23 protein-coding genes are annotated in these 24,948 nt (G+C 57.2%); 8 read left to right on the top strand and 15 right to left on the bottom strand.

The window, feature by feature from the left end; translation table 11 throughout:
• Positions 1 to 33 precede the first annotated feature (33 nt).
• From CA832_RS13235 to CA832_RS13220, 4 genes are read left to right on the top strand one after another with little or no spacing between them, the layout of a single operon-like run.
• A complete protein-coding gene (locus tag CA832_RS13235; RefSeq protein WP_088342120.1) occupies positions 34 to 324 on the top strand; it encodes a riboflavin synthase subunit beta in 291 nt (96 codons plus the stop codon).
• Positions 324 to 2,180: a DNA mismatch repair endonuclease MutL gene (gene mutL, locus CA832_RS13230; RefSeq protein ID WP_088342119.1), complete on the top strand. Its 1,857-nt coding sequence runs from the start codon at positions 324 to 326 to the stop codon at positions 2,178 to 2,180. Before CA832_RS13235 ends, mutL begins: the two co-directional genes overlap by 1 nt.
• On the top strand, positions 2,173 to 2,919 hold the full coding sequence (locus CA832_RS13225) for a rhomboid family intramembrane serine protease (protein WP_088342118.1): 747 nt from the start codon (positions 2,173 to 2,175) through the stop codon (positions 2,917 to 2,919). The genes mutL and CA832_RS13225 overlap by 8 nt, the downstream gene beginning before the upstream one ends.
• Positions 2,920 to 3,792 (top strand): rhomboid family protein, encoded by an 873-nt coding sequence (locus CA832_RS13220; RefSeq protein ID WP_088342117.1) that lies wholly within the window; start codon positions 2,920 to 2,922, stop codon positions 3,790 to 3,792.
• Here CA832_RS13220 and CA832_RS13215 read toward each other — a convergent pair.
• From CA832_RS13215 to udk, 11 genes are all read right to left on the bottom strand, one after another.
• A complete protein-coding gene (locus CA832_RS13215) occupies positions 3,789 to 4,100 on the bottom strand; it encodes a DUF6122 family protein (protein WP_088342116.1) in 312 nt (103 codons plus the stop codon). The genes CA832_RS13220 and CA832_RS13215 overlap by 4 nt on opposite strands.
• The gene (locus tag CA832_RS13210; RefSeq protein WP_233131818.1) at positions 4,093 to 4,725 is read right to left on the bottom strand and encodes a WbqC family protein; all 633 of its coding nucleotides are present in this window, start codon (positions 4,723 to 4,725) and stop codon (positions 4,093 to 4,095) included. The genes CA832_RS13215 and CA832_RS13210 overlap by 8 nt, the downstream gene beginning before the upstream one ends.
• A 3-nt stretch (positions 4,726 to 4,728) precedes the next feature.
• Positions 4,729 to 6,438 carry a signal peptidase I gene (gene lepB, locus CA832_RS13205; protein WP_088342114.1) on the bottom strand — a complete coding sequence of 570 codons (1,710 nt, stop codon included), beginning with the start codon at positions 6,436 to 6,438 and terminating at the stop codon, positions 4,729 to 4,731.
• Between the two features lie 51 nt (positions 6,439 to 6,489).
• Positions 6,490 to 7,191, bottom strand: a complete 702-nt coding sequence (gene dapB, locus CA832_RS13200) for a 4-hydroxy-tetrahydrodipicolinate reductase (RefSeq protein WP_088342113.1) — start codon at positions 7,189 to 7,191, stop codon at positions 6,490 to 6,492.
• 3 nt (positions 7,192 to 7,194) lie between these two features.
• Entirely contained in the window at positions 7,195 to 7,827 is a 633-nt protein-coding gene (locus CA832_RS13195; RefSeq protein ID WP_088342112.1) for a DUF5683 domain-containing protein, read from the bottom strand.
• Positions 7,820 to 8,725 (bottom strand): ParB/RepB/Spo0J family partition protein, encoded by a 906-nt coding sequence (locus CA832_RS13190; protein ID WP_088342111.1) that lies wholly within the window; start codon positions 8,723 to 8,725, stop codon positions 7,820 to 7,822. Before CA832_RS13190 ends, CA832_RS13195 begins: the two co-directional genes overlap by 8 nt.
• Positions 8,726 to 9,499 carry a ParA family protein gene (locus tag CA832_RS13185; RefSeq protein WP_088342110.1) on the bottom strand — a complete coding sequence of 258 codons (774 nt, stop codon included), beginning with the start codon at positions 9,497 to 9,499 and terminating at the stop codon, positions 8,726 to 8,728.
• A gap of 125 nt (positions 9,500 to 9,624) precedes the next feature.
• On the bottom strand, positions 9,625 to 11,778 hold the full coding sequence (gene scpA, locus CA832_RS13180; protein WP_088342109.1) for a methylmalonyl-CoA mutase: 2,154 nt from the start codon (positions 11,776 to 11,778) through the stop codon (positions 9,625 to 9,627).
• Positions 11,765 to 13,114, bottom strand: a complete 1,350-nt coding sequence (locus CA832_RS13175; RefSeq protein WP_158211936.1) for a methylmalonyl-CoA mutase family protein — start codon at positions 13,112 to 13,114, stop codon at positions 11,765 to 11,767. The genes scpA and CA832_RS13175 overlap by 14 nt, the downstream gene beginning before the upstream one ends.
• Positions 13,104 to 13,439, bottom strand: coding sequence for an FtsB family cell division protein (locus CA832_RS13170; protein ID WP_088342107.1), 336 nt, complete (start codon positions 13,437 to 13,439; stop codon positions 13,104 to 13,106). Before CA832_RS13170 ends, CA832_RS13175 begins: the two co-directional genes overlap by 11 nt.
• Before the next feature lie 3 nt (positions 13,440 to 13,442).
• Positions 13,443 to 14,051, bottom strand: coding sequence for a uridine kinase (gene udk / locus CA832_RS13165; RefSeq protein ID WP_088342106.1), 609 nt, complete (start codon positions 14,049 to 14,051; stop codon positions 13,443 to 13,445).
• A 199-nt stretch (positions 14,052 to 14,250) separates the two neighbouring features.
• Between udk and CA832_RS13160 the strand changes: the two genes are divergently transcribed.
• Genes CA832_RS13160 through CA832_RS13150 form a run of 3 tightly spaced genes read left to right on the top strand, consistent with a single transcriptional unit; the run spans position 14,251 to position 17,732 of the window.
• Positions 14,251 to 14,736 (top strand): biotin/lipoyl-containing protein, encoded by a 486-nt coding sequence (locus tag CA832_RS13160; protein WP_088342105.1) that lies wholly within the window; start codon positions 14,251 to 14,253, stop codon positions 14,734 to 14,736.
• A gap of 7 nt (positions 14,737 to 14,743) precedes the next feature.
• Positions 14,744 to 16,186 (top strand): acetyl-CoA carboxylase biotin carboxylase subunit, encoded by a 1,443-nt coding sequence (locus tag CA832_RS13155; protein ID WP_088342104.1) that lies wholly within the window; start codon positions 14,744 to 14,746, stop codon positions 16,184 to 16,186.
• A gap of 4 nt (positions 16,187 to 16,190) precedes the next feature.
• On the top strand, positions 16,191 to 17,732 hold the full coding sequence (locus tag CA832_RS13150) for an acyl-CoA carboxylase subunit beta (protein WP_088342103.1): 1,542 nt from the start codon (positions 16,191 to 16,193) through the stop codon (positions 17,730 to 17,732).
• 371 nt (positions 17,733 to 18,103) lie between these two features.
• Here CA832_RS13150 and CA832_RS13145 read toward each other — a convergent pair whose 3' ends face one another.
• The 4 genes from CA832_RS13145 to nagB form a co-directional block, all read right to left on the bottom strand.
• Positions 18,104 to 19,177: an anhydro-N-acetylmuramic acid kinase gene (locus CA832_RS13145; RefSeq protein ID WP_088342102.1), complete on the bottom strand. Its 1,074-nt coding sequence runs from the start codon at positions 19,175 to 19,177 to the stop codon at positions 18,104 to 18,106.
• The gene (locus tag CA832_RS13140; protein ID WP_088342101.1) at positions 19,174 to 20,781 is read right to left on the bottom strand and encodes a glycoside hydrolase family 3 protein; all 1,608 of its coding nucleotides are present in this window, start codon (positions 20,779 to 20,781) and stop codon (positions 19,174 to 19,176) included. The genes CA832_RS13145 and CA832_RS13140 overlap by 4 nt, the downstream gene beginning before the upstream one ends.
• Positions 20,753 to 22,018 (bottom strand): MFS transporter, encoded by a 1,266-nt coding sequence (locus tag CA832_RS13135; protein WP_088342100.1) that lies wholly within the window; start codon positions 22,016 to 22,018, stop codon positions 20,753 to 20,755. Before CA832_RS13135 ends, CA832_RS13140 begins: the two co-directional genes overlap by 29 nt.
• 78 nt (positions 22,019 to 22,096) lie before the next feature.
• The gene (nagB, locus tag CA832_RS13130; protein ID WP_088342099.1) at positions 22,097 to 24,037 is read right to left on the bottom strand and encodes a glucosamine-6-phosphate deaminase; all 1,941 of its coding nucleotides are present in this window, start codon (positions 24,035 to 24,037) and stop codon (positions 22,097 to 22,099) included.
• A 160-nt stretch (positions 24,038 to 24,197) separates the two neighbouring features.
• Between nagB and CA832_RS13125 the strand changes: the two genes are divergently transcribed.
• Entirely contained in the window at positions 24,198 to 24,947 is a 750-nt protein-coding gene (locus tag CA832_RS13125) for a DeoR/GlpR family DNA-binding transcription regulator (protein WP_088342098.1), read from the top strand.
• Position 24,948 lies beyond the last annotated feature (1 nt).

The following is a 24,948-nucleotide window of genomic DNA, read 5'->3' as shown; positions in this document are numbered from 1 at the left end:
AGTCCCTATTTTCAGTATTTTTGAAGCTATACTATGGGACGATTTTCACGGCTTCGCAAGAATAAAAAATACGGTTATACCCCCAGGTATTACGACGATAAAGGAGAGGGGAACCCCTTTAAAATCCAACATCGTCTGGACCGCTTCCGGTCTACGGCCGGCCCCCAGGGGGGCGTTAAATCCCGGTGGAAACGCGCCATGGCAGATTCCCGCCAAAAGGGAGACAGGAATTACAAATTGCGGTTCTACCTGGTATTGGCCATCCTTTTGTTGCTGGCCTTGTACCTGCTGGACTTTGACCTTTCCATTTTTTTCCCGAAATAATGGCAGACCGGATTCACGTATTACCCGACCATGTGGCCAACCAGATTGCGGCCGGGGAAGTGGTGCAGCGCCCTGCTTCCGTGGTGAAGGAGTTGTTGGAGAATGCCATAGATGCGGGGGCGGGTAAAATCGAGCTCATCGTAAAGGATGGGGGCAAGGCCCTGATCCGGGTGGTGGACGATGGCTGCGGCATGTCCGAAGGGGATGCCGGGCTTTGTTTCCGCCGTCATGCCACCTCTAAAATCAGCGGGGCGGAAGACCTGTTCCGGATTGCCACCAAAGGGTTTAGGGGTGAGGCCCTGGCATCGATTTCGGCCATTGCCCAGGTAGAGCTGATAACCCGCCAGGAAGGGGATGAACTGGCATGCCACGTGCGCATTGCGGGAGACGAAATCCAGGCACGGGAAGCGGCGGTGGCCCCGGTGGGCACCTCCATAAGTGTCAAAAACCTCTTTTTTAATATCCCTGCCCGACGAAACTTTTTGAAATCGGACAAGGTGGAATTCCGCCATGTCCTGGAGGAATTCCAGCGGGTTGCCCTGGCCCACCCCGGGATTTCCTTTAAACTCGTGCACAACGAGAACGAGATCCACAACCTGCCGGGGGCCAAACTGCGCCAGCGCATCGGTCACCTTTTTGGCAGCCGTATGGACAACCGCCTGGTCCCGGTCTCCGAAGAAACCCAGATTGCCATTATTTCGGGTTTTATCTGCAAACCCGAGTTTGCCAAGAAAAGCCGGGGGGAGCAGTATTTCTTCGTCAATGACCGGTTTATTAAAAGCCCGTATCTGCACCATGCGGTTATGACTGCCTTCGAAGGCCTGCTCAAAGCCGAGATGTACCCGGGGTATTTTCTTTTCCTGCAAGTACCGCCCCATACCCTGGATGTGAATATCCACCCGACCAAAACGGAGGTGAAGTTTGAGGATGAGCAAAGCCTCTACGCCATCCTCCGGTCGGCTATCAAACACAGTCTGGGCCAGTTCAATGTGCGGCCGGTACTGGATTTTGACCACGACAACAACCTGGAAACCCCTTACGCCTTTAAGGACAGGCAGGCCCAGGCCCCCAAGGTAAGCGTAGACCGTAATTTCAACCCTTTTACGGATCCGGTCTCCGGGGGTGGCCTGGCCCGCAAGGCCTCCCGGGAAACGGCGGGATGGGAAGCCCTGTATGAAGGCCTTGGGGCCCAACCCGTAGGCGAACCCCAGCCAGAAGGCATCGAAATTCCCTCCGGCGCCCCTGAGGAAACCCTGCTGGAGGGAAGCCACCTTCAGGGTCAGGACCTGAAAGGGGTCTTTCAGCTGGGGCGCAAATACATCGTAACCCGGATCAAGTCCGGATTGTTGCTCATCGACCAGACCCGCGCCCACCAACGGGTGCTCTACGAACAATTCCTGGAAAATATTACCCGGAAGGAACCGGTGGTACAAACCCTGATCTTTCCGCTGAAACTCCGGTTTACCCCTGCAGAAATGCACGTGCTGGAAGCCCTGACCGATGCCCTGGAGGGCATGGGGTTCCGCTTCGGGGAATTTGGGGACGAATCCCTTGAAATCATTGGCCTACCGGCCCTGGTTCCCGAAGGGGAGGCCCCCGGTGTCCTGGACGGACTCATCGCGGGCTGGCAGCAGCATGAGGGGGAACAGGGTTTCTCCCAGGGCGACCGCATGGCCAAGGCCCTTTGCCGCCAACTGGCCATCAAAGCCGGAACCCCCATGGAGCCTGCGGCCCAATTGGCCCTGGTCAACGACCTCTTTGGCTCTAGGGAACCCGGCCTGAGCCCATTCCAAAAACCCATCCACACCACCCTCACCCTGGAGGAGCTGGACCAAAAACTCAATCCCAATGGGTAGACTCACAGACGGTATCAAGCACCTGCTGATCATCAATATCCTCTTTTTTGTGGCCACCTCACTTTATGGGGACCGCCTTTTCGACTGGTTTGCCCTGTGGTATCCGCAGAACCCGCACTTCGCCTGGTGGCAGATCGGGACGCATATGTTTATGCACGGGGGGTTCATGCATATTTTCTTCAACATGTATGCGCTATGGGCGTTCGGTTCGCCCCTGGAGCGGATGTGGGGAACGCGTAAGTTCCTGTTTTTTTATTTTTCTGCCGGCCTCGGGGCTGCCTTTATCCATACAGGGGTTAACCTCTACACGGTGCACCAGGGGGTGGAAGCTCTGGTGAATGCCGGGTTGGCGGAATCGGATGTATTGCAATTGCTTATGAGCGGGGAAGCCCCAAGGGCATGGCTGGAACTGGCCGACCCCGGGAAGGTCCAGAAGATGGCCGATACCTTCTATAGCCCTGCCGTAGGCGCATCCGGTGCCATCTATGGTATCCTGGTTGCATTTGGGATGTCCTTCCCCAACAGCGAGCTATTCCTGATCTTTCTGCCTGTACCCATCAAGGCCAAATATTTTATCCCGGTATTGATTGGCCTGGACTTGTTCTCCGGAGTAACCGGCTACAGTATTTTCGGGGCGGGAATCGCCCACTTTGCCCACGTAGGCGGGGCTCTCTTTGGCTTTTTGATGATGTGGTACTGGAAGCGGAACCAGTTTAACAATAACCGTTGGGATTTATAGATGCAAGGCGGATTAAAATACCAGTTCTCGCGGCTTAGTATAGCCGAAAAACTCATTGTTATCAATGTGGCGGTGTTTATCGTATTCCGCCTGGTGGCCTTTCTGCTGGCCCTTCCCCCCTGGCAGGTGGAAGGCTGGCTGGAGCTCCCGCGCGATTTTTTCGATTTTCTGACCCAGCCCTGGTCCATCGTAACCTATTCCTTCCTGCACGGGGGGCTGTGGCACCTGTTTTTCAATATGCTGCTGCTGTTTTACACGGCTAGGATTTTCCTGAATCTGTTCGGCCCCCGGAGGTTTATCAATGTGTATTTCCTCGGGGTCATCCTGGGTGGGGCGTTTTTCCTGGCTTCCTATAATATCTTCCCGGCCTTCCACCAAAGCCAGTCCCCGCTCGTAGGGGCTTCTGCAGGGGTGATGGCCGTCCTGATCTTTATTTGCACCTACATGCCCATGCAGGAGGTCCGGGTCTTTTTCTTCAACATCAAACTCTGGTACATCGGGGCCTTTTTTGTCCTGCTGGATTTGATCATGATCCCGGCCGGCGATAATGCAGGCGGGCGCATTGCACACCTGGGCGGGGCCTTGCTGGGGTATCTCTATGCCCGGCGTTCCCTGCAGGGGGGCGACCTCGGGGCCGGATTTTCCAAAATGCTCGATGCCATTGGAGGCCTCTTCGAGCGGAAGCCCCGCAAAGCCCCTATGAAAACGGTCTACCGCAAAAAAAAGGAGCCCGCTGCTTCAGGCCCGGACTACGACAAGGCCGCCCACCAGCGCAAGATCGATACCATTCTGGACAAGATCAGCAAAAGCGGGTACGACAGCCTGAGCCAGGCCGAGAAGGATTTCCTGTTTAAAGCCGGGAAGGAGGACTAACCCTGCAACAGGCAATCGGCCCCATCTGCCATTATATGTATCAGCAGCCCCAGGCCAAGCACCCTGGTTTTAGGCCATAGGGCCAAAGCAGCATAGGCGGGGACCATCCAATAGCTGTGCAGGGGGTGAAACCCCAGGCTGCAGCGGCTGGGGTCAAAAACCGGATCGGCCAGCAGGTGGTCCAGGTCTATGAGCATCCCGGCCCACATCCACACGACTGCCCGCCAGGGCTGTTTCCGGAACAACAGGAAGGCAACAGCCACCGGGAGCAGGAAGTGGATTCCGTAATGGACGGAGAACCTAAGCACCCACCGATATTTTCAGGTTCTGGATGTAATCCAGGGCCGCAGGTCCTTCATTGAACAGCAAATCCAGGGTACTAACCCCGGGAATGAAACCATGGCGGTCTTCGAATACCTGATGGTATGGGGGCTGGTTGGGGTCGGGCGAACCTTTGGCCAGGACCAGGTGGCGTCCGTCGGTGACTCCGGTGGGCGATTCCTGAAAATCCCAGGAGACCTGCTCGGGGAAAGGGATCCCCAACAGGTCGCAGAGCAGTATGGTGCTTTCCAGATTCCATTCCAAAAGAGACTGGGGGGCGGTTTCAAAAAGCGGCCGGAGTTCGGCCTCGTAATACTCAAAAAACGGGGCGGACCTGTACGCCGTTTCCAGGGTACGCCAGTGCTGGCGTTGCCAGGGGTAGGAATTGTCCGGTTCCACCTCCCGGTAGCGTTGGCGACCGGTGGTGCCCCCTACATGGCGGATGGGGATATTGAGCATTAACCTCCCACGGTCCGTGCAGATGTAGCAGCGGTTCCGGAAGGTCTGTTTCTGAAAATTATCCCATACCTCCCAGACTACCTCCCTCTGAAGCAGGCAGGCCATAACACCAGGCTGCGGGAAGTAGGTTGGGTGCAGCAGGACGGGTTTCACGAATCAGGCTTTTTTCCTGTTCTTGCGCCTGCGGCGCACCAGGAAATCGATGATGAAATAGGCCGCCAGGGCCACCAGGAAATGCCGGAAATAGGAGCGGGGTTCCCCGGACCCGCCCACGGTGGTGAAAATCCGGTCCCAGCGCGGCTTCCAATTGGCCATCCCGGCGTTGAAGTTGTCGAAACTCATCCAGATGAAAACCGGTTTGCCCACAATGTGGTTGGCCGGGACATACCCCCATGCGCGGCTGTCTTCCGAATGGTCGCGGTTGTCCCCCATCATCCAGAAATAGTCCTGGGAGAAGGTGTATTGCTCTACCGGCTGTCCGTTGAGCAGTACCTGCCTTCCGGAAACGGATACCTCGTTCCCCTCGTAGTCGCGGATGATTTTCTTGTAGAATGGCAGTGTCTCCGGGGTCAGGGCTACCGTATCACCTTTGCCCGGGATGTAGATAGGCCCGAACTGGTCATTGTTCCAGGGGTAGGCCGGGTGCTGGGGGAAGATATTGTCTCCGGCTACCCCTGCCGGTTCCAGAAGGCGAACCACGGAATCCACGCCCGATACCCCCCTCAGGGCTTCAGCCATGGCATCGGTAAGGGCCACGGTGCGTTCCCTTGTTGAAATTTCCCGGATCTGCCGCACCCCTGCAGCCCGGACGGCCTCCAGGGGCAGGCCTTCGGAAGGGGTGAGCAGGACCGTCTGGCCATTCTGGTTGCTGTACTGGTAATAATAGGGGGAGAGTACCCTCAGTTGGTTGGGGCCCAGGGTCTCCGAGACATAGGTCCGGAGGTACTCATCGGCCCCCACTTCCTGCAACCAGCGGGAGGAAACCCCTTTCTGGCTGTACACGTTGTAGTCGTACATGGGCCGGGCCCTGTCGGAGAGCTGGAGCTGTTTCCCGTTGATGTAGACATAGCCGTCGATGACCTGGAGCGAATCCCCCGGGGTCCCGACACAACGTTTTACGTAATTGGATTTCTTGTCGATGGGCTTTTCCACCCCGGCTTCTGCCCGGAAAAACTGCCGGACCGTATCGGCCGGCCAGCTGAAGACCACCAGGTCGTTCTTTTCCACAGATTCGAACCCGGGCAACCGCATATAAGGCAGCTGCGGTTTCTTCAGGTAGGAGCGCACCCCCAGGCCGGGCAGGGTATCGTGTACCATGGGTGCTGCCAGGGTAGTCATCGGGACCCGTGCCCCGAAATGGAATTTACTCACAAACAGCAGGTCCCCCACCCGGAGGGTCCGTTCCAGGGAGCCGGTCGGGATCACGTAGGGCTGCATAAAATAGGTATGCACCAATGTGGCAGCCACTACGGCAAACACAATGGAACTCACCCATTCGCCCGAGGCAGACTTCGGGTGCAGGTCGCGGTCTTTCTTATAGGTAACATCTTCCGCATAGTTGAGGTAGTAGAGGTAAAACCCCAGTGTGAGCAAGACCAGCCAGGTATCCTGCAGGCGGTTCTTCCCAAAACTGCGGGCCGTTTCCACCCAGACTACCGGGAACATCAACAGGTTGATGATGGGAATAAAAAGCATCAGCACCCACCAGCGGGGCCGGCGGATGATTTGCATGAGGACAATGCCGTTATAGATGGGGATGGCGGCTTCCCACGCCTTGCGGCCTGCTTTCTGGTAGAGTTTCCAGGTCCCCAAAAAGTGAACCACCTGGACAAGGAGTATAAAAAGGATCCACTGGGTATAGTTCATAAAGGCTTTTACTTTCAAAGAACGCCCTTCGAGGCCTAAACGGCCAAGGGCTTAACGGAGGTTTAACACATCTTTCATTTCGAAAATACCGCTTTTTCCCAGAATCCATTCGGCGGCAACCACGGCCCCGGTGGCAAACCCCTCCCGGTTGTGTGCGGTATGGGTGATTTCAATTCGGTCTACCCGGGATTCGTAGGTCACCGTATGCGTGCCCGGGGTGTCGCCAATGCGGTGGGACCGGATGGGGATTTCCCCCGTGGTGGCCCTTTCCAGGGCCCACCCGGTGTAGGGGCTGTTTCGGATGACCCCTTCGGCCAGGGTTATGGCCGTTCCACTGGGGGCGTCCAGTTTCTGGGTGTGGTGGGTTTCATCTATATGGGCCTGGTAGCCGGGTGCCTTTTCCATCAGCCGGGCCAGACGTTCGTTGAGTTCAAAAAAGAGGTTAACCCCTAAGCTGAAGTTAGAGGCGTAGATAAAGGCGCCCCCGGTTTCTTCCGCCTTCTGGCAGGCCTCCGGGTAGCGCTCCAACCACCCTGTGGTGCCGGATACCACCGGGACCCCGGCCTCCAGGCAGCGGGTAATATTGTCAAAAGCGGCTTCCGGGCTGCTGAAATCGATGGCGACATCGGTTTGGTCGAAGGGTATATGAGTTTGTGGCCCGTCTACGCGTGCGGCTATGGTATGCCCCCGCCCCAGGGCGATCTTCTCGATCATCTGTCCCATTTTGCCGTAGCCCAGCAAGGTAATGCGCATAATTCAGAAGCGTATGGTGACCCCCATGCCATAGTGGGGGTCGTTGGTAATGGGCGTTACTTCCAGGTAGGGCTGGAAATCCACGCTCAGGTTTTCGTCTACGTTATATTGCCGCAGGTGGGCATCCACGTTGGCATCTATGATGTTCAGGGCATATAGGGCGATGGTGACCAACAGGGCCAGGTCCCGGTCGCGCTGGTAGCGCTCCTGGGCGTCCTGGAGGGCATCGTCCGAGAAGTCCGGCGTGGCCGGGGCAACCCCGTCCGAAGGGGTCAGGTCGTAGAATTCATCGTCGGTAAAGCCGGCCCGGCGCCTTTTAAAGGCGGTACGGAACCGGTCGTACAAGTCATCGTTGTAGAGGTAAATGTAGGTGCCGGCTCCTATGGCGCCCCATACGATGGGCACTTTCCAGTACCTTTTGTTGTAGGCCTGCCCAAGCCCGGGCAAGACGGCCGAGTAAAAGGCGGCCTTACTGGGTGCCAGGGGGTTGATAGCCTTTTTCTCCACCTGTTCCACCCGTACCCCTTTGCGGGCCAGGTCCTGCTGCAGGGAATCCGCATCGGATTCCTGCTGGGCCTGACACAGGGGCCCCAGTAGAATGAAGGCCAGGGTGGCCAGGAGTAGGGGTTTAGGCACCTGTGATGCGTTTTTTCAACCGTCGGAACTCTTCCTTGCTGTGAAAGGGGATCGTGATTTTCCCCTTTTCCTTCCCGGAAGCCTGGATGGAGATGGGGGCGTCTAAGTAAGCCTTCAGTATTTCCAAACCATCCTCGGCAAAATCCGGGAGGGCAGCTGTCTTCCGGGCCGCTTTCTTTCCTTCCACTGCTTTTTCCTGCAGGCGGCGGACCAGGGCTTCGGTCTGGCGCACGGATAACCCTTCGCCCAGGATGCGCTCGTAGATTTCCAACTGGTCTGCCCGGCTGTCTACGTTGACCAGGGTACGTCCGTGACCCATACTTATGAACCCGTCCCGCATCCCGGTCTGGATAATGGGGTCCAGGCGCAGCAGGCGCAGGTAGTTGGTAATAGTGCTTCGTTTTTTACCAACGCGCTCGCTGAGTTTCTCCTGGGTTAGGCCCACCTCGTCGATGAGGCGCTGGTAGGAAAGCGCGATTTCCACCGGGTCCAGGTCCTGGCGCTGGATGTTTTCCACCAGGGCCATTTCCAGGGATTCCTGGTCGTTGGCAATACGGATGTAGGCCGGGATCTGTTTGAGCCCTATGCGCTGGGAGGCGCGGTAACGGCGCTCCCCGGAGACCAGTTGGTACCGGTTGTAGGCCAGCTTGCGGACGGTGATGGGCTGGATCAGGCCCAGCTCCCGGATGGAAGTGGCGAGTTCCTCCAGGGCTTCGTCATTGAAATTAGTCCGGGGCTGGTGGGGGTTAACCTCGATACTCTCCATGTCCAGCTCCACAATGCTGCCCACCAGTTGGTCGGCGCCTTTGTCGGAGACGGACTGGATGTCGTTTTCCGGGTCTTTCAGCAAGGCGGAAAGCCCGCGGCCCAGGGCCTGTTTCTTAGTCGCTTTTGCCATTTAGACGGTTTGTTTGTTCTTCTGCAACAGCTCGTTGGCCATATTCAGGTAATTGGCCGCGCCCTTGCTGCTGGCGTCGTATTTGATGATACTTTCCCCATAGCTGGGGGCTTCGCTCAGGCGGACATTGCGCTGGATGATGGTTTCGAAGACCATGTCTGCAAAATGCTTGCGCACCTCTTCCACCACCTGGTTGGAAAGGCGAAGGCGGCTGTCGTACATGGTAAGCAGCATCCCTTCGATGTCCAGGTCCGGATTGTGGATGCGTTGTACACTCTTGATGGTATTGAGCAGTTTGCCCAGTCCCTCCAGGGCGAAATACTCGCACTGGATGGGGATGATGACCGAATCGGCAGCGGTAAGGGCATTGAGGGTCAGCAGGCCCAGGGAGGGGGCGCAGTCGATCAGGATATAGTCGTATTGGTCCCGGATGTCCGCAATAGCCGCTTTGAGCATGGATTCCCGGTTGTCCTTGTCCACCAGTTCAATTTCGATGGCAACCAGGTCTATATGGGCCGGGATGAGGTCTACATTGGGGGAATTGGTGGGGACTATGGTCTGTTGGGCCGGGCAGGTGTGTTCCAGCAACTGGTAGCTGCCCAGGGTAACTTCTTCCACATCGACCCCCAGGCCGGAGGTGGCATTGGCCTGCGGATCTGCATCGATGAGCAGGACTTTTTTCTCCAGTACCCCCAGGGAGGCGGCCAGGTTTACCGTGGTAGTGGTTTTTCCAACCCCACCCTTCTGATTTGCAATAGCAATGGTTTTGCCCATTTTCACATAAGAGTTAAGGGTTTAAAAATACGATTATTTGCCTTCCGGGGAAACGGAACTTGTCAACAGGGCGTGAATAACTTTTCCGCCCAGAAGCCCTTTCCTGCAAGGTGTTTGCAGGGGGTTTACGCTCCTTCCAGCAGGTGCTGGAGGATCTCTGTGGCCGCCTCGCTGATTCGGGTCCCCGGGCCATAGATTCCGGCAACCCCTGCCTGGCGCAAAAAGTCGTAATCCTGTTTGGGGATAACCCCGCCTACCACCACGAGGATGTCTTCCCGTCCGGCTTTTGCTAACGCCCCGATTACTTCGGGTACCAGGGTCTTATGGCCGGCAGCCAGGGAGGAGACCCCCAGGATGTGCACATCGTTTTCCACGGCTTGCTTGGCCGCTTCCTCCGGGGTCTGGAACAGGGGCCCGATATCTACGTCGAACCCGAGGTCTGCATAGGCCGTGGCCACTACTTTGGCCCCCCGGTCGTGTCCGTCCTGCCCCATTTTGGCAATCATGATACGGGGTCGGCGCCCTTCCTGGGCCGCAAAGCGGTCCGAAAGGCTTCGCGCCTGTTCAAAGGATGGGTCTTGCTGGATTTCGCTTGAATACACGCCGGTAATGGATTGTACTTCGGCCCGGTGTCTGCCAAAGGCGCGCTCCATGGCGAGGCTGATCTCGCCGAGGCTGGCGCGTTTTCGGGCCGCATCTACGGCTAAAGCTAATAAATTCCCGCCCGCTTCCGCAGTACCGTCCACCTTTTTCCGAGCGGCGGCTTCCAATGCCTCCAGGGCAGTTGCCACGGAAGTGGTATCCCGTTCTTCCCGGAGGGCCTTCAGGCGTTCTACCTGCTGGCGGCGGACCTCCGCATTGTCCACTTCGAGGATGTGCAGGGGCTCGTCGTCCGGGCTCGGGTAGCGGTTGAGCCCGATGATGACCTCCCGCCCGGAGTCGATGCGGGCCTGTTTCCGGGCAGCGGCCTCTTCGATGCGCATTTTCGGGATCCCGGCCTCAATGGCCTTGGTCATACCGCCATGGGATTCGATTTCTTCGATGAGTTCCCAGGCTTTCTCGCACAGTTCCGCGGTAAGCCGTTCCACGTAATAAGAGCCGCCCCAGGGGTCAACCGTCCGGGTGATCCCCGTTTCCCGTTGCAGGATAAGCTGGGTATTTCGGGCAATGCGGGCCGAAAAATCGGTGGGTAGCGCAATGGCCTCATCCAGCGCATTGGTGTGCAGGCTCTGGGTCCCGCCAAAGGCGGCGGCCGACGCCTCGATCAGGGTACGGGCCACATTGTTGAAGGGGTCCTGTTCGGTAAGGCTCCAGCCGCTGGTCTGGCTGTGCGTCCTCAGGGCCATGGATTTCGGGTTTTGCGGCCCGAAGGGTTTTACCAACCGGGCCCATAGCAGCCTGCCGGCACGCAGTTTGGCAATCTCCATAAAATGGTTCATCCCGATCCCCCAGAAGAAGGACAACCGGGGGGCGAAATCGTCGATTTTCAGGCCTGCCTTGAGTCCCGTGCGGATGTATTCCAGGCCGTCGGCCAGGGTATAGGCCAGTTCCATATGGGCCGGGGCTCCGGCTTCGTGCATGTGGTACCCGGAAATACTGATGCTGTTGAACCGCGGCATGTACCGGCTGGTGTATTCGAAAATATCGGCCACGATCTGCATGGACGGGGCAGGAGGGTAGATGTAGGTGTTGCGCACCATGAACTCCTTGAGGATATCGTTTTGGATAGTACCGGAGAGTTTTTCCGGGGCCACACCCTGCTCCTCTGCGGCTACGATGTAAAAGGCCATGATGGGGATTACAGCCCCGTTCATGGTCATGGATACCGACATATCGCCCAGGGGGATGCCGTCGAAAAGCCGCTTCATGTCTTCCACGCTGTCTATGGCCACCCCGGCTTTCCCCACATCGCCGCGAACCCTTTCGTGGTCGCTGTCGTACCCCCTGTGGGTGGGAAGGTCGAAAGCCACCGAAAGGCCTTTTTGCCCTGCCGCCAGGTTGCGCTTGTAGAAGGAATTGCTCTCCTCGGCCGTGGAAAAACCGGCATACTGGCGGATCGTCCAGGGCCGGCGGACGTACATACTGCTGTAGGGCCCGCGTAAAAATGGCGGGATGCCTGCAGCGTACTCCAGGTGTTCCAGGCCTTTTTCGTCCGCAGCCCCATAGCGGGGTTTCAGGGCAATGCCTTCTGCTGTTTCGGTTGCGGGGCCAGGTGTCTCCCCTTCACTGGGACCTGGAATCGGGTCCCAGCTGAGGTGGTCGAGGTTATCGCGCTTCATCTTTCAGTCTGTTTAGGTCGTAGTTAGAGGCCAACCGGCGCAGGGGAAGGGGTTCGATCTCCGTACGCCCCCGCTTTTTGGGCATCCCCACGGGTTTTTCAAGGGCCTTGGCCATGCGGTCTTCGGGGTTGGGAAAGACATTGCTGCCCACAAGGACCCGACGGCCCTGGTCGAAGGCCTCCTGTTCCTTGTTGTGAGATTCCCGGATCTTTTTCTGGATCTGGTGGCCGCGTAGCTGCTGCAACAGGCCGCCGCCTTTTTCGAGGGTTTTGAGCAATTCCAGGCTTTTACGCCCCAGTTGGTCGGTGAGGGATTCGATATAGTAGGCCCCGTCTGCCGGGTTCTCCACCGCCGTGAAATAACTCTCGTGCCGCAGCAACAGCAATTGGTTGCGCGTTATGCGGTCTCCGAATTCATTGGGGAGGTGGAAAAGGGCGTCGTAGGGTATGTTGCAAACCACATCCGCTCCGCCCAGGATGGCGGCCATAGACTCGGCCGTGGTGCGGAGCATGTTGGTGTTGTAATCGTAAACCGTTTTGTTGCGAAGTGAAGGGGCTGCTATGATCTGGCAATCCCCGGAGTACCCGTGTTCCCGGGCCAACAAGGCCCACCCTTTTCGCAAGGCGCGGAGTTTGGCGATTTCCATGAAGTACTCCCCTCCAATAGCCACCCGCAGCACAGGCTGTTCCAGCAGGGGTTTAAGAGCAGGGGAGTTTTCGGCCCGAATGGCGTATTCCCTCAGGTGGGCAAGGATATAGGCCACTTCCTGAACGGCGTGGGCCCCGGCCTGCTGGTAGAGGGCTCCCCGAATGCCCAGGCGGCACCCGGAAGCCGCCAGGCCTGCCAGGGTTTCAAAGTCGACTTCCATCCCTTTCCCCCAGTTTCCGGTGGCCATCAGGTTGCCAATGGGGTCGGCAAGCAGGGTGGCCGTCTGCGGTAGGTTTGGGATGTTTTGGTACATGTCATCCAGGGCAATCCATATGGGGTGCTCCTTTGGGAGTTGTGCTGCCCATCCCGGATCTGCGACCGCTTCCATTCCCTCCAGGATGAGGGTGTCGGCCCCTCCTTTCAGGGCCCTGGCGGCCCTTTGCGGGATGTTGTCTCCTTCCCGGAAATCCAGGGCTACCCCGATTTTCCATGTGCCCTTACGGCTGATGCCAGGGCCAGCAGAAGTGCCTCGGTCCGAGGCTGTGTAGAAGGGTTTAACCAGGATGCCTTCCGGGCTTGTCCAGGTCAGGAGTTCGTTGTAGTCTCCCCCCTTAAGGTCTGCCTGGATTTGCTGTTTCCATTGCTTTTCTCCTACGGGCGGAAAGGGATATAAGGGGCTATCGGTCATCTTGGTTCTTCTTAAGGCTGTCCTGGTATTCGATGATGAAGATCTCCTCATCGGGCTTTTTCAGGAAGTATTTTTCCCGGGCAAATTTCTCCAGGGCCTCGGGGTCCGAAAGGGTTTCGATCAGTTCCCGGTCTTGCTGGATCTGCTCCCTGAGGAATTCCTGCTGTTTTTCGAGCTTGTTAATCTCACGCCGCAATTCCAGGTGGATCATCAGGGAATTGGTGTCGAAAAACAACATCCAAACCACAAAAATGGTGAGGACCAGCACATAGATATTGCTCACTATCCGAAACCATTTTTTATTTCTGAGGGTTTTCAGGAACATGGATCAAACGAGTTTCTCGGCTATGATGGTCCGTACAATGTCTATGGCCACCGTATTGTATTTGTTGTTGGGGATAATGATATCCGCGTATTCCTTTGTGGGTTCAATAAACTGGTCGTGCATGGGTTTGAGGGTGTTCTGGTAACGGTCCAGGACTTCCTGTAAATCGCGCCCGCGCTCCTGAATGTCGCGCCTCAGGCGCCGGATAAGCCGTTCGTCGGAATCGGCATGGACGAATATCTTGATATCGAAGAGCTTCCGGATCTCAGGATGGGTCATAATGAGGATCCCCTCCACAATCATGACCTTTTGCGGGTGGGTCAGTACGGTTTGCCGGGTACGGTTGTGGTCCACAAAGGAATAGATGGGCTGTTCTACTGGCATTCCCGCTTTCAGGGCTCTCAGATGGGCTTCCAGAAGCTCGAAGTCGATAGCCCTGGGATGGTCGAAATTCACCTTGCAGCGCTCCGCAAAATCCAGGTGGGAGAGATCCTTGTAATAGGAATCCTGGGAGATGACCCCGACTTCCGATTCCGGCAACTGGCTGATAATCTGGTTTACCACCGTGGTCTTCCCACATCCGGTACCCCCCGCAATCCCTATGGTCAACATACCGCCTGCTTTTTGGCTAAATTAGGAATTTACCACCAGAATCCCCGGCCCGGTTCCCTTGCGGTTTCCACCTGCCGGGGAGCATGGTGGTTCTGCAAAGTTCCGATTTTAAGATTCTGAAAAATATGAGGATTGTCACTCCCGATAGGGTATGAAACCCGTAATTTTAATCCATTACTTCACCTAAGATTCGCTTACTATGCCCGACTCTTTTACCGCTGAGGTTTCCGATACATGGACCTTTGAAATCTCCCCTGGTGAGGCCGCCGGCCTGGACATGGTGCCAACGCCCGCCGGAGGTTACCACCTGTTGCATGGCCACGAGGCTTACCGCCTGCGCATCCTGCCCGAAGCTGAAGGCTCCAAGGCCTATACCGTATATGTGAACGGCAGACCTTATGCGGTCCGCCTGGCCGATGCGCTGGACCAGCAGATCGAAAAAATGGGGTTCCGCCTGAAATCTTCCCGGAGCGTTTCCCGGATAGAAGCCCCCATGCCTGGTTTAATCTTATCGGTAACGGTTTCCCCCGGCGATACCGTCAAAAAAGGCGACCCCCTTTTGGTCCTGGAGGCCATGAAAATGGAGAACCTCATCCAGGCCCCGCAGGACGGCGTGGTTAAGAAGGTAGCTGTTTCACAAGGGGAGGCAGTGGAAAAGAAAAGCCTGCTGGTGGAATTTGAATAGGATAATTATGCAAAAAATACTTGTAGCCAACAGGGGGGAGATCGCCATCCGCGTGATGCGCACCGCCCGGAAATTGGGAATTGAAACCGTAGCGGTTTTTTCGGAGGCCGACCGGGATGCCCCCCATGTCCGTTATGCGGACCAGGCGGTTTGTATCGGGGAGGCTCCGTCTGCCAAATCCTACCTGAAGGGGGACCGCATTATTGAAGCTGCCCAGGAAACCGGGGCCGATGCCATCCACCCGGGGTATGGCTTTTTGAGCGAGAATGCGGGGTTTTCCCGTGCGGTTACCCAGGCAGGGCTCATTTTTATTGGACCTGGCCCGGAGGCCATCCAGACCATGGGGGATAAACTGGCGGCAAAGGATGCCGTTAAGGGGTATGACATCCCCATGGTCCCGGGGACCGACCACCCGGTGTCTGACCCCAAAGAAGCCGCAGCGGTTGCCCGTGAGATTGGCTATCCCATCCTGATTAAGGCCGCGGCCGGCGGCGGGGGTAAGGGGATGCGTATTGTAGAGCGGGAGGAGGAACTCGAATCCCAGATCCGAAGGGCTATGAGCGAAGCCCAGTCCGCCTTTGGGGACGGGTCTGTATTTATAGAGAAATACGTAAACGGGCCGCGCCATATCGAAATCCAGGTCATGGCCGACACCCACGGAAATATCCTGCATTTCTTTGAGCGGGAATGCAGTGTGCAACGACGCCACCAGAAAGTGGTGGAGGAGGCCCCCTCCGCCATCCTCGACCCCGCCCTTCGGGAGCGGATGGGAAGGGCAGCCGTTGACGTGGCCCGTGCCTGTGGGTACGTGGGGGCCGGCACTGTAGAGTTCCTGATGGATGCCGACCGGAATTTCTATTTCCTGGAAATGAACACCCGCCTGCAGGTGGAACACCCGGTTACGGAATGGATCACCGGTCAGGACCTGGTGGCTTTGCAAATTGCCGTGGCCCGGGGTGAAGCCCTGCCACTGCAGCAGGAAGACCTGAAAATAACCGGACATGCCATTGAACTTCGGGTGTATGCGGAGGACCCCCTTAACGATTTCCTGCCCAGCGTGGGTACGCTGACCCGCTACCAGCTGCCGGAAGGCCCGGGAATCCGGGTCGATAATGGGTATGAAGAAGGGATGCAAATCCCAATCTACTACGACCCCATGCTTTCCAAGCTCATTGCCTACGGGGATAACCGCAAAGCGGCCATAAAGAAGATGCGGGAAGCTATTGCGGGTTATCTGGTGGAAGGAGTGGAAACCACCCTGCCTTTCGGTGACTTTGTCTGTGCACACCCGGCATTTATAAGCGGGGCGTTCACCACCCATTTCGTCAAGGAGCACTACCGCCCGGAAATCCTACAGGAACAACGAAAACAGGAGGCCGAACTCGCGGCCCGGGCAGCCCTGAAACACTACCTGGAATCCCAGCAAACCCTCAGAATACCTAACGCCTGAACCCATGCAGAAGAAAATTGACGACCTGAATAAAAGACTGGAAGAGGCCCGCCTGGGGGGCGGCCAGAAACGCATCGACAAACAGCACCAGCAAAAGAAACTAACGGCCCGCGAACGGGTGACGTATCTGCTGGACCCCGGTTCCTTCGAGGAGATGGGGATCCTGGTGACCCACAGGACCACGGATTTTGGGATGGCGGACCAGCTGTATTACGGGGACGGGGTGGTGACCGGCTACGGGACCATAGAAGGGCGCCTGGTATATGTATTTGCCCAGGATTTTACCGTTTTCGGGGGCTCCCTATCCGAGACACACGCCGAAAAAATTTGCAAACTCATGGACCTGGCTGTAAAGGCCGGGGCCCCCGTAATCGGGCTGAATGACTCCGGGGGTGCCCGGATCCAGGAGGGGGTGCGGTCCCTGGGCGGGTATGCCGATATCTTTTACCGCAATGTTCAGGCCTCCGGTGTGGTCCCGCAGCTCTCGGCTATCATGGGCCCATGCGCAGGTGGTGCGGTGTATTCCCCGGCCATGACCGATTTTATCCTGATGGTGGAGCAAACCAGCTATATGTTTGTGACAGGTCCCAACGTGGTTAAGACCGTCACCAATGAGGAGGTCAGTTCCGAAGACCTGGGGGGCGCGTCCACCCACGCCAGTAAATCCGGGGTGGCACACCGGACAGCCCCCAACGATGCCGCCTGTATCAAAGACCTGCGGACCCTGTTGTCCTACATCCCGCAAAACAACCGGGAGAAGGCGCCCTCCAGGCCCTATGTGCTTGGAGATGAGTGGCGGGATGAACTGATGGGGATTGTCCCGGACAACCCCAACCAGCCCTATGATATGAAACAGGTTATTGAGGGGATCATAGACCAGGAGGAATTTTTTGAAATCCACAAGGATTACGCCGAGAATATGATCACCGGCTTTGCCCGCCTGGCAGGCCGATCCATTGGGATCATCGCCAACCAGCCCCTGGCCCTGGCCGGGGTCCTGGACAGCGATAGCTCCCGGAAGGCGGCCCGCTTCACCCGTTTTTGCGACTGCTTTAATATTCCCTTGCTGGTTTTGGTGGATGTCCCGGGATTTTTACCCGGCACGGACCAGGAGTGGAACGGGATCATCATGCACGGGGCCAAATTGCTCTATGCCCTGAGCGAAGCTACCGTCCCGCGGATTACCCTGATTACCCGCAAGGCGTACGGGGGGGCATACGACGTGATGAACTCCAAGCATATCGGTGCCGACCTGAACTTTGCCTGGCCCAGTGCAGAAATCGCCGTAATGGGGGCCAAAGGGGCCAGTGAGATTATCTTCCGCAAGGAAATCGGGGAAGCTAATGACCCTGTGGCCAAACTGGCCGAAAAAGAGGCGGAGTACGCTGCAACCTTTGCCAACCCGTACCGCGCTGCGCGGAGGGGTTTTATAGATGAGGTGATTTTACCCAGGGAAACCCGGAGAAAGCTCATCCGAGGGTTTGCCAGTCTGGAGCATAAGGAGGTGCCGCTGCCCAAGCGGAAGCATGGGAATATTCCGTTGTAGGGGTTTGGGTTGGTCGTTCTGGATAAAAGCCAGGGTGGGGACGTGCCCCCACCCTTGAGGTAAAAATACCTTCAGGAACTGCAACCCACAAGCAGGGGATGGAGGACTCAAGTCTTATAGCCCTACAGGAGTTTGGTCCCTCTATTTTAGTTGTCAATTCGTCGCCCTGGCATGGCTCACTCACATCTTATGCAAATTAGCACAGCTGCAGTCAGTAAGTTCATTTTGTGGCGCGGACCAATGAAAGGTCCGTTTCGGAATGGGAGTCATGGATAGGGGGGAGCCCCCCGCCCGGTACCTGAAAGGAAATAGCACAGCCTGCAAAAGCCTATCGGATCTCAACCAAATGCAAGGTAAACCGCCCACCACCCTCAGGGCTCAAACAACACCCCGGAACACGAATCCCTGGACCCACCGGTGACCGAACTGAGGACATTTACCTCCCCCCGAAGCCTCAGGGCGCCCAGAAGGGCAAAAACCAGCGCCTCTTTATAGGCAATTTGCTCGCTATCCGGGATTACCAGAGTCACCCCTTCCGGTAGCTTTTCCTGCAGCACTTCCATCAGGAAGGTATTGTACGCCCCACCCCCTGTAACCAGCAGGGAGCTTTCCTTTCGCGTGGAGAGGGTGCTAACCTGTCTTGCGATTTGCCGGGCAATGTGCACTACGGCGGTATGCAGCAGATCCTTTGGAGCTTCCTTACGCGCTTTGGCAATGGGCCATACTTCGGAGGAAAACCATTCGTACCCCGTGGATTTGGGGAATGGCAGGTCGTAATAGGAAAGGGCGTCGAGGCGGTTTAGGAATTCCGGGATGAGGACGCCTTTACGGGCCATTTCTCCCCCTGCATCGAAGGCGGCCGATGCCAGCCTGCTGAGCGCGTTGAGCAACATATTGGCAACCCCAATATCGAAGGCCAGTCGCTTCCCGTCCTTTTCGAAGGAGATATTCGAAATACCGCCCAAATTCAGGCAGAAGTCATACGCCCCGAATAACAGCCGGTCCCCGATAGGGACCAATGGGGCCCCCTGCCCGCCCAGGGCCATGTCGAGGGACCTGAAATCTCCTATGGTGCGAATGCCCGCCTCCAGGGCCAGGTGCTGCGGGCACCCCATCTGGAAGGTAAAACCCTTTTGGGGGAGGTGGTGGACGGTATGCCCATGGCTGGCAATGGCATCTACCGTTTCCCCATAATCTGCCAGGAACGCTTTGGCCTGTTTCCCCAACCATTTCCCGTATTCGGCATGGAAGGCCAAAAGTTCAGGTGCAGGCATCCGGATGGCTTGTTCCAGGCGCTGGCGCATAGCGCTGGTGTAGTCCGTGCATCCGGTCTTTAAGAAGCGATGGCTCCAGTGGCCGTTCGTTTCCTCCAGACGCACAAGGGCCAGGTCCAGCCCGTCCAGGGAGGTGCCTGACATCATGCCTAATACGGTATAGGAACTCAAGAGGTGGGGATTTTAAGGGTTACTGGTACTTCTCCGGGGGCTTTCGCTTCTCCCCGGTAATAGGCAGCTGCCTGTTTCAGGAAAGCCGGAAGGGTTTGGTAGGCCAGCAGGATTCCTTCGGCATTGCCTATGGGGAGCGTTTCCAGCACATAAGGGTTGCCGAAAAGGCATACCCATAGCCGGTTTCCGCCAGCCAGCTGGGCAATGGCCTGCAACGCCCCTTCCGAAAGCCCGAAACCTCCTGCCGGTTTGAGACTGGGCGGTGCGATGGCCAGCAATACATTTTGTTGGACCGGGAGTTGGAACCCGGAGGATTCCCTCAGGTCCCAGTGGATGGTATCCCGGGGCTCCGGAAGGGCTTGTGCAAAATCCTGGAGGCCATCGCCAGCTGTTACCAGGGTAAACGCCCCGGCGTTGAATATCTCACCTGCAGGTTGCGATTCCTTGAGGCTGCACAGGGTCTGGCTGGCCAAGAGGGCCCGGAGGGCTTCCGGAGATTGCCGGGGCAATTTGGGTTGACGGTCTGCGGAAAACGCTATTTGTTTCAGGCCCCAAACCTGTGTGAAAGCTTCCCGGATACGGGCCGCAGGCGCTTTTTTCAGGAGTTTTGTATGTGCTTCCCGCGGGTTTTCCACGAAACACAACAAATCATTTCCGGCCTGCAAAGCCCTAAAGGCTACTTCCGAAGGATCGCCCACGAGTTTGCTTACGGCATGCATATTCAGGGCATCGGTAATAACGGGTCCCCGGAACCCCAGGTCCTTGCGGAGGGTTTGTTGAATCATGGGAGCCGAGAGGCTGCAGGGCATCCCGTCAGGGTCCAGGGCGGGCACCGCCAGGTGCCCGGTCATTACCGCGTCGACTCCCCCTTCAATAAGGGTTCGGAACGGAATCCATTCGCAGGCCTCCATAGACGCCATGGATTTTTCCAGTACGGGAAGTTCCAGGTGCGAATCCTTCGCGGTATCCCCGTGGCCCGGGTAGTGTTTGGCACAGGTCAGCAGGCCGCCATCCTGCATGCCCCGACTGAGCGCCAGGGCTTTTTGCGCCACCTCGCTGGGTTCCGATCCAAATGACCGGTACCCGATTACGGGGTTTGCCGGGTTGTTGTTCACATCTGCCACCGGGGCGAGGTTCCAATGGAGGCCGGCTTCGCGCAGGTCAGTAGCCATGCGGAGGCCGGTTTGGTAGAGTAGGGGCGAATCCGGCGGAAGGGCACCCAGGCAAAGGGCATAGGGGTAGGCTTCGCCATTTTCAATACGCATGGCCAGGCCCCATTCGGCATCGATGGCCATAAGCAAGGGGTACCGGGCTGCGGCCTGGTACCTGCCTACCAGGGCTTTGAGGGTGCCCAGGCTGTCCGGGTTGTGCGGGATTTCCTTTTTCCCCTCGAAATTGGTGGCGGCACTCGCCCGGCTGTGGAAAAAGCACAACCCGCCAATGTGGTGGTGGCGGATCAGGTCTTCCAGCGCTTGTATTTCTGCCTCGGTGTCGTTAATAAACGCGGCCGGCATAAGCAGTTGCCCGGCCTGTACCTCCAGGGGAAATGCCAGGGCTTCGGAAAGGGGTGGCAGGCTAAGCATGTTCCGCTCCTTTTTTGCCATAATCGGCCGGGTAGTGTATGCGTCGCATCAACAACAGGACGGGCAGGGCCGCGAGGACCACCCAGACAAAGAAACCCCCGTAGCCAAGCCATTGCTGCATATAGCCGCTGATCATCCCGGGGACCATCATGCCCAGGGCCATAAACCCCGTGGCGATGGCATAGTGGGCTGTTTTGGCCGGCCCGTCCGCGATGTAGATCAGGTACATCAAAAAGGCGGCAAACCCGAAACCATATCCAAACTGCTCTGCTACCACCGTTGCCAGGACGGCCCATAAACTGTCGGTCTGAGTCAGGGCCAGGAGCGCATACAGGGCATTGGGCAGGTTCAGGGACAGGATCATGGGCAGCATCCATTTGCCCAGGCCGTGACGGGAAATCAGGATCCCGCCAAGGATCCCCCCCGCCGAGAGGAAAATGACCCCCACAGTCCCGTAGATGGTGCCCACGGCCTCCGTGGAGTACGCCAGCCCGCCGTCCGGACGGGTATCGAGCAGGAAAGGGGCGGCCATCTTCACCAGTTGGGATTCCCCCAGGCGGTAGGTCAGTATAAAGGCCAGGGCCCACCCGATGTTGGGTTTTGCAAAAAAACTGCGGAACACGTCCAGGAACCCTGCGGGTTTTTCGCTTTTACCTTCCTCCTCGTAGGGGGGGGTAGCAAAGTAGTTGCCCACGGTAAGCAACAGCATGAGCCCCGCAGTGGCCGAGAGGGTAACCGACCAGGCACGGGCATTGTCGCCAAAATATTCCTCCAGCAGGCCCGCCGCAATAACGATAAGCCCCTGTCCGGTAATCATGGCCAGGCGGTAGAAGGTGGAGCGCATCCCCACGAAAAAGGACTGCTTGCGCTGGCTCAGGGCAATCATGTAGTATCCGTCCGAGGCGATGTCATTGGTGGCCGAGGCAAAGGCCGCCATCCAGAAACACGCCAGGCTGGTGGTAAAAAAGACATTGGTGGGCAAACTCAGGCCCACCCCCAGGAAGGCCACGGCAATAAGCAATTGCATGCGCAAAAACCACCTGCGCTTGGTGCTTTTCAGGTCTACCAGCGGGCTCCACAATGGTTTCAGGACCCAGGGCAGGTAAAGCCAGCTGGTATAGAGCCCGATATCCGCGTTGCTGACCCCCAGTTTTTTATAGAGGATTACCGATACGGTAACCACCATAACATAAGGCAGGCCCTGGGTGAAATACAGGGTAGGGACCCAGTACCAGGCCTTCTTGTCTTTTGGGATCATGGGCGCGGATTTCCGCTAAATGTAAAAAAATAGGACGGGATGTGGTGTCCCGTCCTGTTCAAATCGATGCGTGCCCTATTAGAAATGGTACCGGACGAAACCTTCGATGGCTTCGTATTCGGCCATACCCAGTTCGTTGTACTTGCGGGCGGTTTGCTGGTTGCGCTGTTCGGCCCGCTGCCAGAATTCCCGCTCGTCGTTGCCCGGGAACATGGCACTGTCTTTCTGGGACTGGTGCTTGAAGATGGCATTCTTTTTCCGCTCCATGTCTTTGGGGCCGATGGGCACGGCCATTTCCATATCGGCAATATCCCATTCCTGCCAGGCACCCCGGTAGAGCCATACGTAGCAGTCTTTGAGCCACTCGGCCCCTTCGGCCTTCAGGCGATCCAGGGCCTGGAAGATGATCTGCAGGCACACCCGGTGGGTCCCGTGAGGGTCCGATAGGTCGCCCGCGGCAAAGATCTGGTGGGGTTTGAGCCGCTGGAGCAATTCGTAGGTGATCTGGATGTCTGCCTCGGAGTGTGGTTTCTTCTTTACTGTACCGGTCTCGTAGAAGGGCAGGTTCTGGAAATGGGCGTTTTCTTCCTTCACCCCGCAGTAGCGGCAGGCCGCCAATGCTTCCCCTTTGCGGATAAGGCCTTTGAAAGTCTGGATTTCCGGGCTGTCTACCTCCCCGGGTTTCTTTTCGGCCAGAAAGCGCCGCACCTCCTGGCACTGTTGCTGCAGGGCCTTGTTGTCCCGCTGGACGTCCGTGGCAAAGTCCAGGAAGCGTATAACCTCGTCGTCGAAGACGGCGATATTCCCGGAGGTCTGGTAGGCGATATGCACATCATGGCCCTGGTCTACCAGCCGCAGCAGGGTCCCACCCATGGAGATGACGTCATCGTCCGGGTGGGGGCTGAAGATGATGGAGGTTTTCGGGTAGGGTTCGCGACGCTCCGGACGGTTGCTGTCATCTGCATTGGGCTTGCCCCCTGGCCACCCGGTAATGGTGCGCTGCAGGGCATTGAATACACGCAGGTTGATGTCTTCTGCTGAGCCGATTTCCGCGATGAGGTTCCCCATCCCGTGTTCGTTGTAATCCTCGTTGGTGAGTTTCAGGATGGCCTTGCTGAGCTTCTCGGAGAGCCAGATCGTAGCCCGTTTGATCAGGGCGTCGTCCCACTGGCACTCGGATACCAGCCAGGGGGTGTCTACCCGGGTGAGGGAGGAGGCTGCAGCCTGGTCCAGGATTACTTCGCAATTGCCATGGTGCTGCAGGAAGGTGGCAGGCACCGATTCCCGGATTTTCCCTTCCACGGCTTGCCGGATAATGCCGGATTTACCTTCCCCCCAGGCCATCAGGAGGATCCGCTTGGCGGCCATGATGGTGCCAACCCCCATGGTGATGGCTTTGGTGGGGACGTTTTCGAGTCCGAAGAAATCGCTGGCGGCATCCAGCCGGGTCACGCGGTCCAGGCGGACCATCCGCGTTGCCGAAACCAGGGAAGAGCCCGGTTCGTTAAACCCGATGTGCCCGGTGCGACCAATCCCCAGGACCTGGATGTCCAGCCCGCCTTCTTCCAGGATTTTGGCCTCGTAGGCCTTGCAGAAGTCGCGGACATCCTCCCGGTCCAGCGTCCCGTCCGGGATATGGACGTTCTCGGGCCGGATATCGATATGGTCAAAGAGGTGTTCATTCATAAACCGGACATAGCTGTGGATGGAGTCCGGCTGCATGGGGTAGTATTCGTCCAGGTTAAAGGTGACTACGTTTTTAAAGCTGAGGCCTTCCTCCTTGTGGAAGCGCACCAGGTAGTCGTAGACTTTGATTGGGGTAGAACCTGTAGCCAGGCCCAGGACAGCTTTTTTGCCCTGTTTCTGGCGCTGGCGGATCAATTCCGCAATTTCATTGGCGACGAAAAAGGACGCCGTTTCCGAACTGTCGTGGATGTGGGTGGTGATGCGTTCGAATTTCCGGGATTCATCGTCTGCCGGGATGGCGCCGGCGGGGTGGGCGGTTGCGAATTCGCTCATAGGATGTTGCTTTTAACGGGACAAATATACGTATTGTTTGCAGTTTTATGCAGTTTTATGTGCAGTAAAATGCAATAATTAACATTTATTTGATTTTGCAGCATCATAAAACGGCAAGTCGCGGATTTTCCTATCTTTGCCTTTCAAAGCCCTAAAACCCATGCTCAAGGAAGAACGCCACCGGATCATCCTCGGGGAAGTGGAGCTCCACAACCGCGTGCTGCTCACAGACCTTTCAGAAAAGCTGGAGGTCTCCATAGATACCGTCCGCCGGGACGTGAAGGAGCTGGATGCCGAGGAGAAATTGCGGAAGGTACACGGGGGAGCAGTTTCCCTGGGGTTTGTTAGTCCTGCTGCTGCCAGCCCCAACACCTATGCCCTGGAGGAAAAGCGGGCTATAGCCGAAAAGGCCGCTGGCTTGCTGCGGGAGGGAAGTGTAATTTTTATAGACGGGGGGACAACCTGCCTGGAACTGGCCCGAGCCCTGCCGGACAACCTCCGGCTTACCTGTTTCACCCTGAGTCTGCCCGTGGCCTTACAGCTCCTGAGCAAGCCCAGGGTGGAGGTCATTCTCATTGGCGGACAGATCTCCCGGGAGGCACAGATTGCTACAGGTGCCAGTGCCGTACATGCCCTCTCGGAAATCCGGGTCGACTATGGATTTATCGGAACGGGCTATGTGGATGTCATCCACGGCCTGACCGAGTTCGACTGGGAAGTGGTACAGGTCAAGAAATCCGTTATTGCCTCCTCCAGGAAGGTCGTGTTGCTTTCCATTTCCGAAAAACTGAATTCCCAGCACCGGTACCGCACCTGCGATATCAGTGCCATCAATACCCTGATCACGGAGTTGCCCCCGGAGCACAACCGGCTCAATCCATTCCGGGAACGCGAAATACGAATCCTCTGAT

The sequence above is a fragment of the Robiginitalea sediminis genome, from assembly GCF_002198115.1.
GTDB classification, from domain to species: Bacteria; Bacteroidota; Bacteroidia; order Flavobacteriales; family Flavobacteriaceae; genus Robiginitalea; species Robiginitalea sediminis.
Note: the sequence above shows the minus strand (reverse complement) of the source record. Positions and strands in the feature narration are given on the sequence as shown.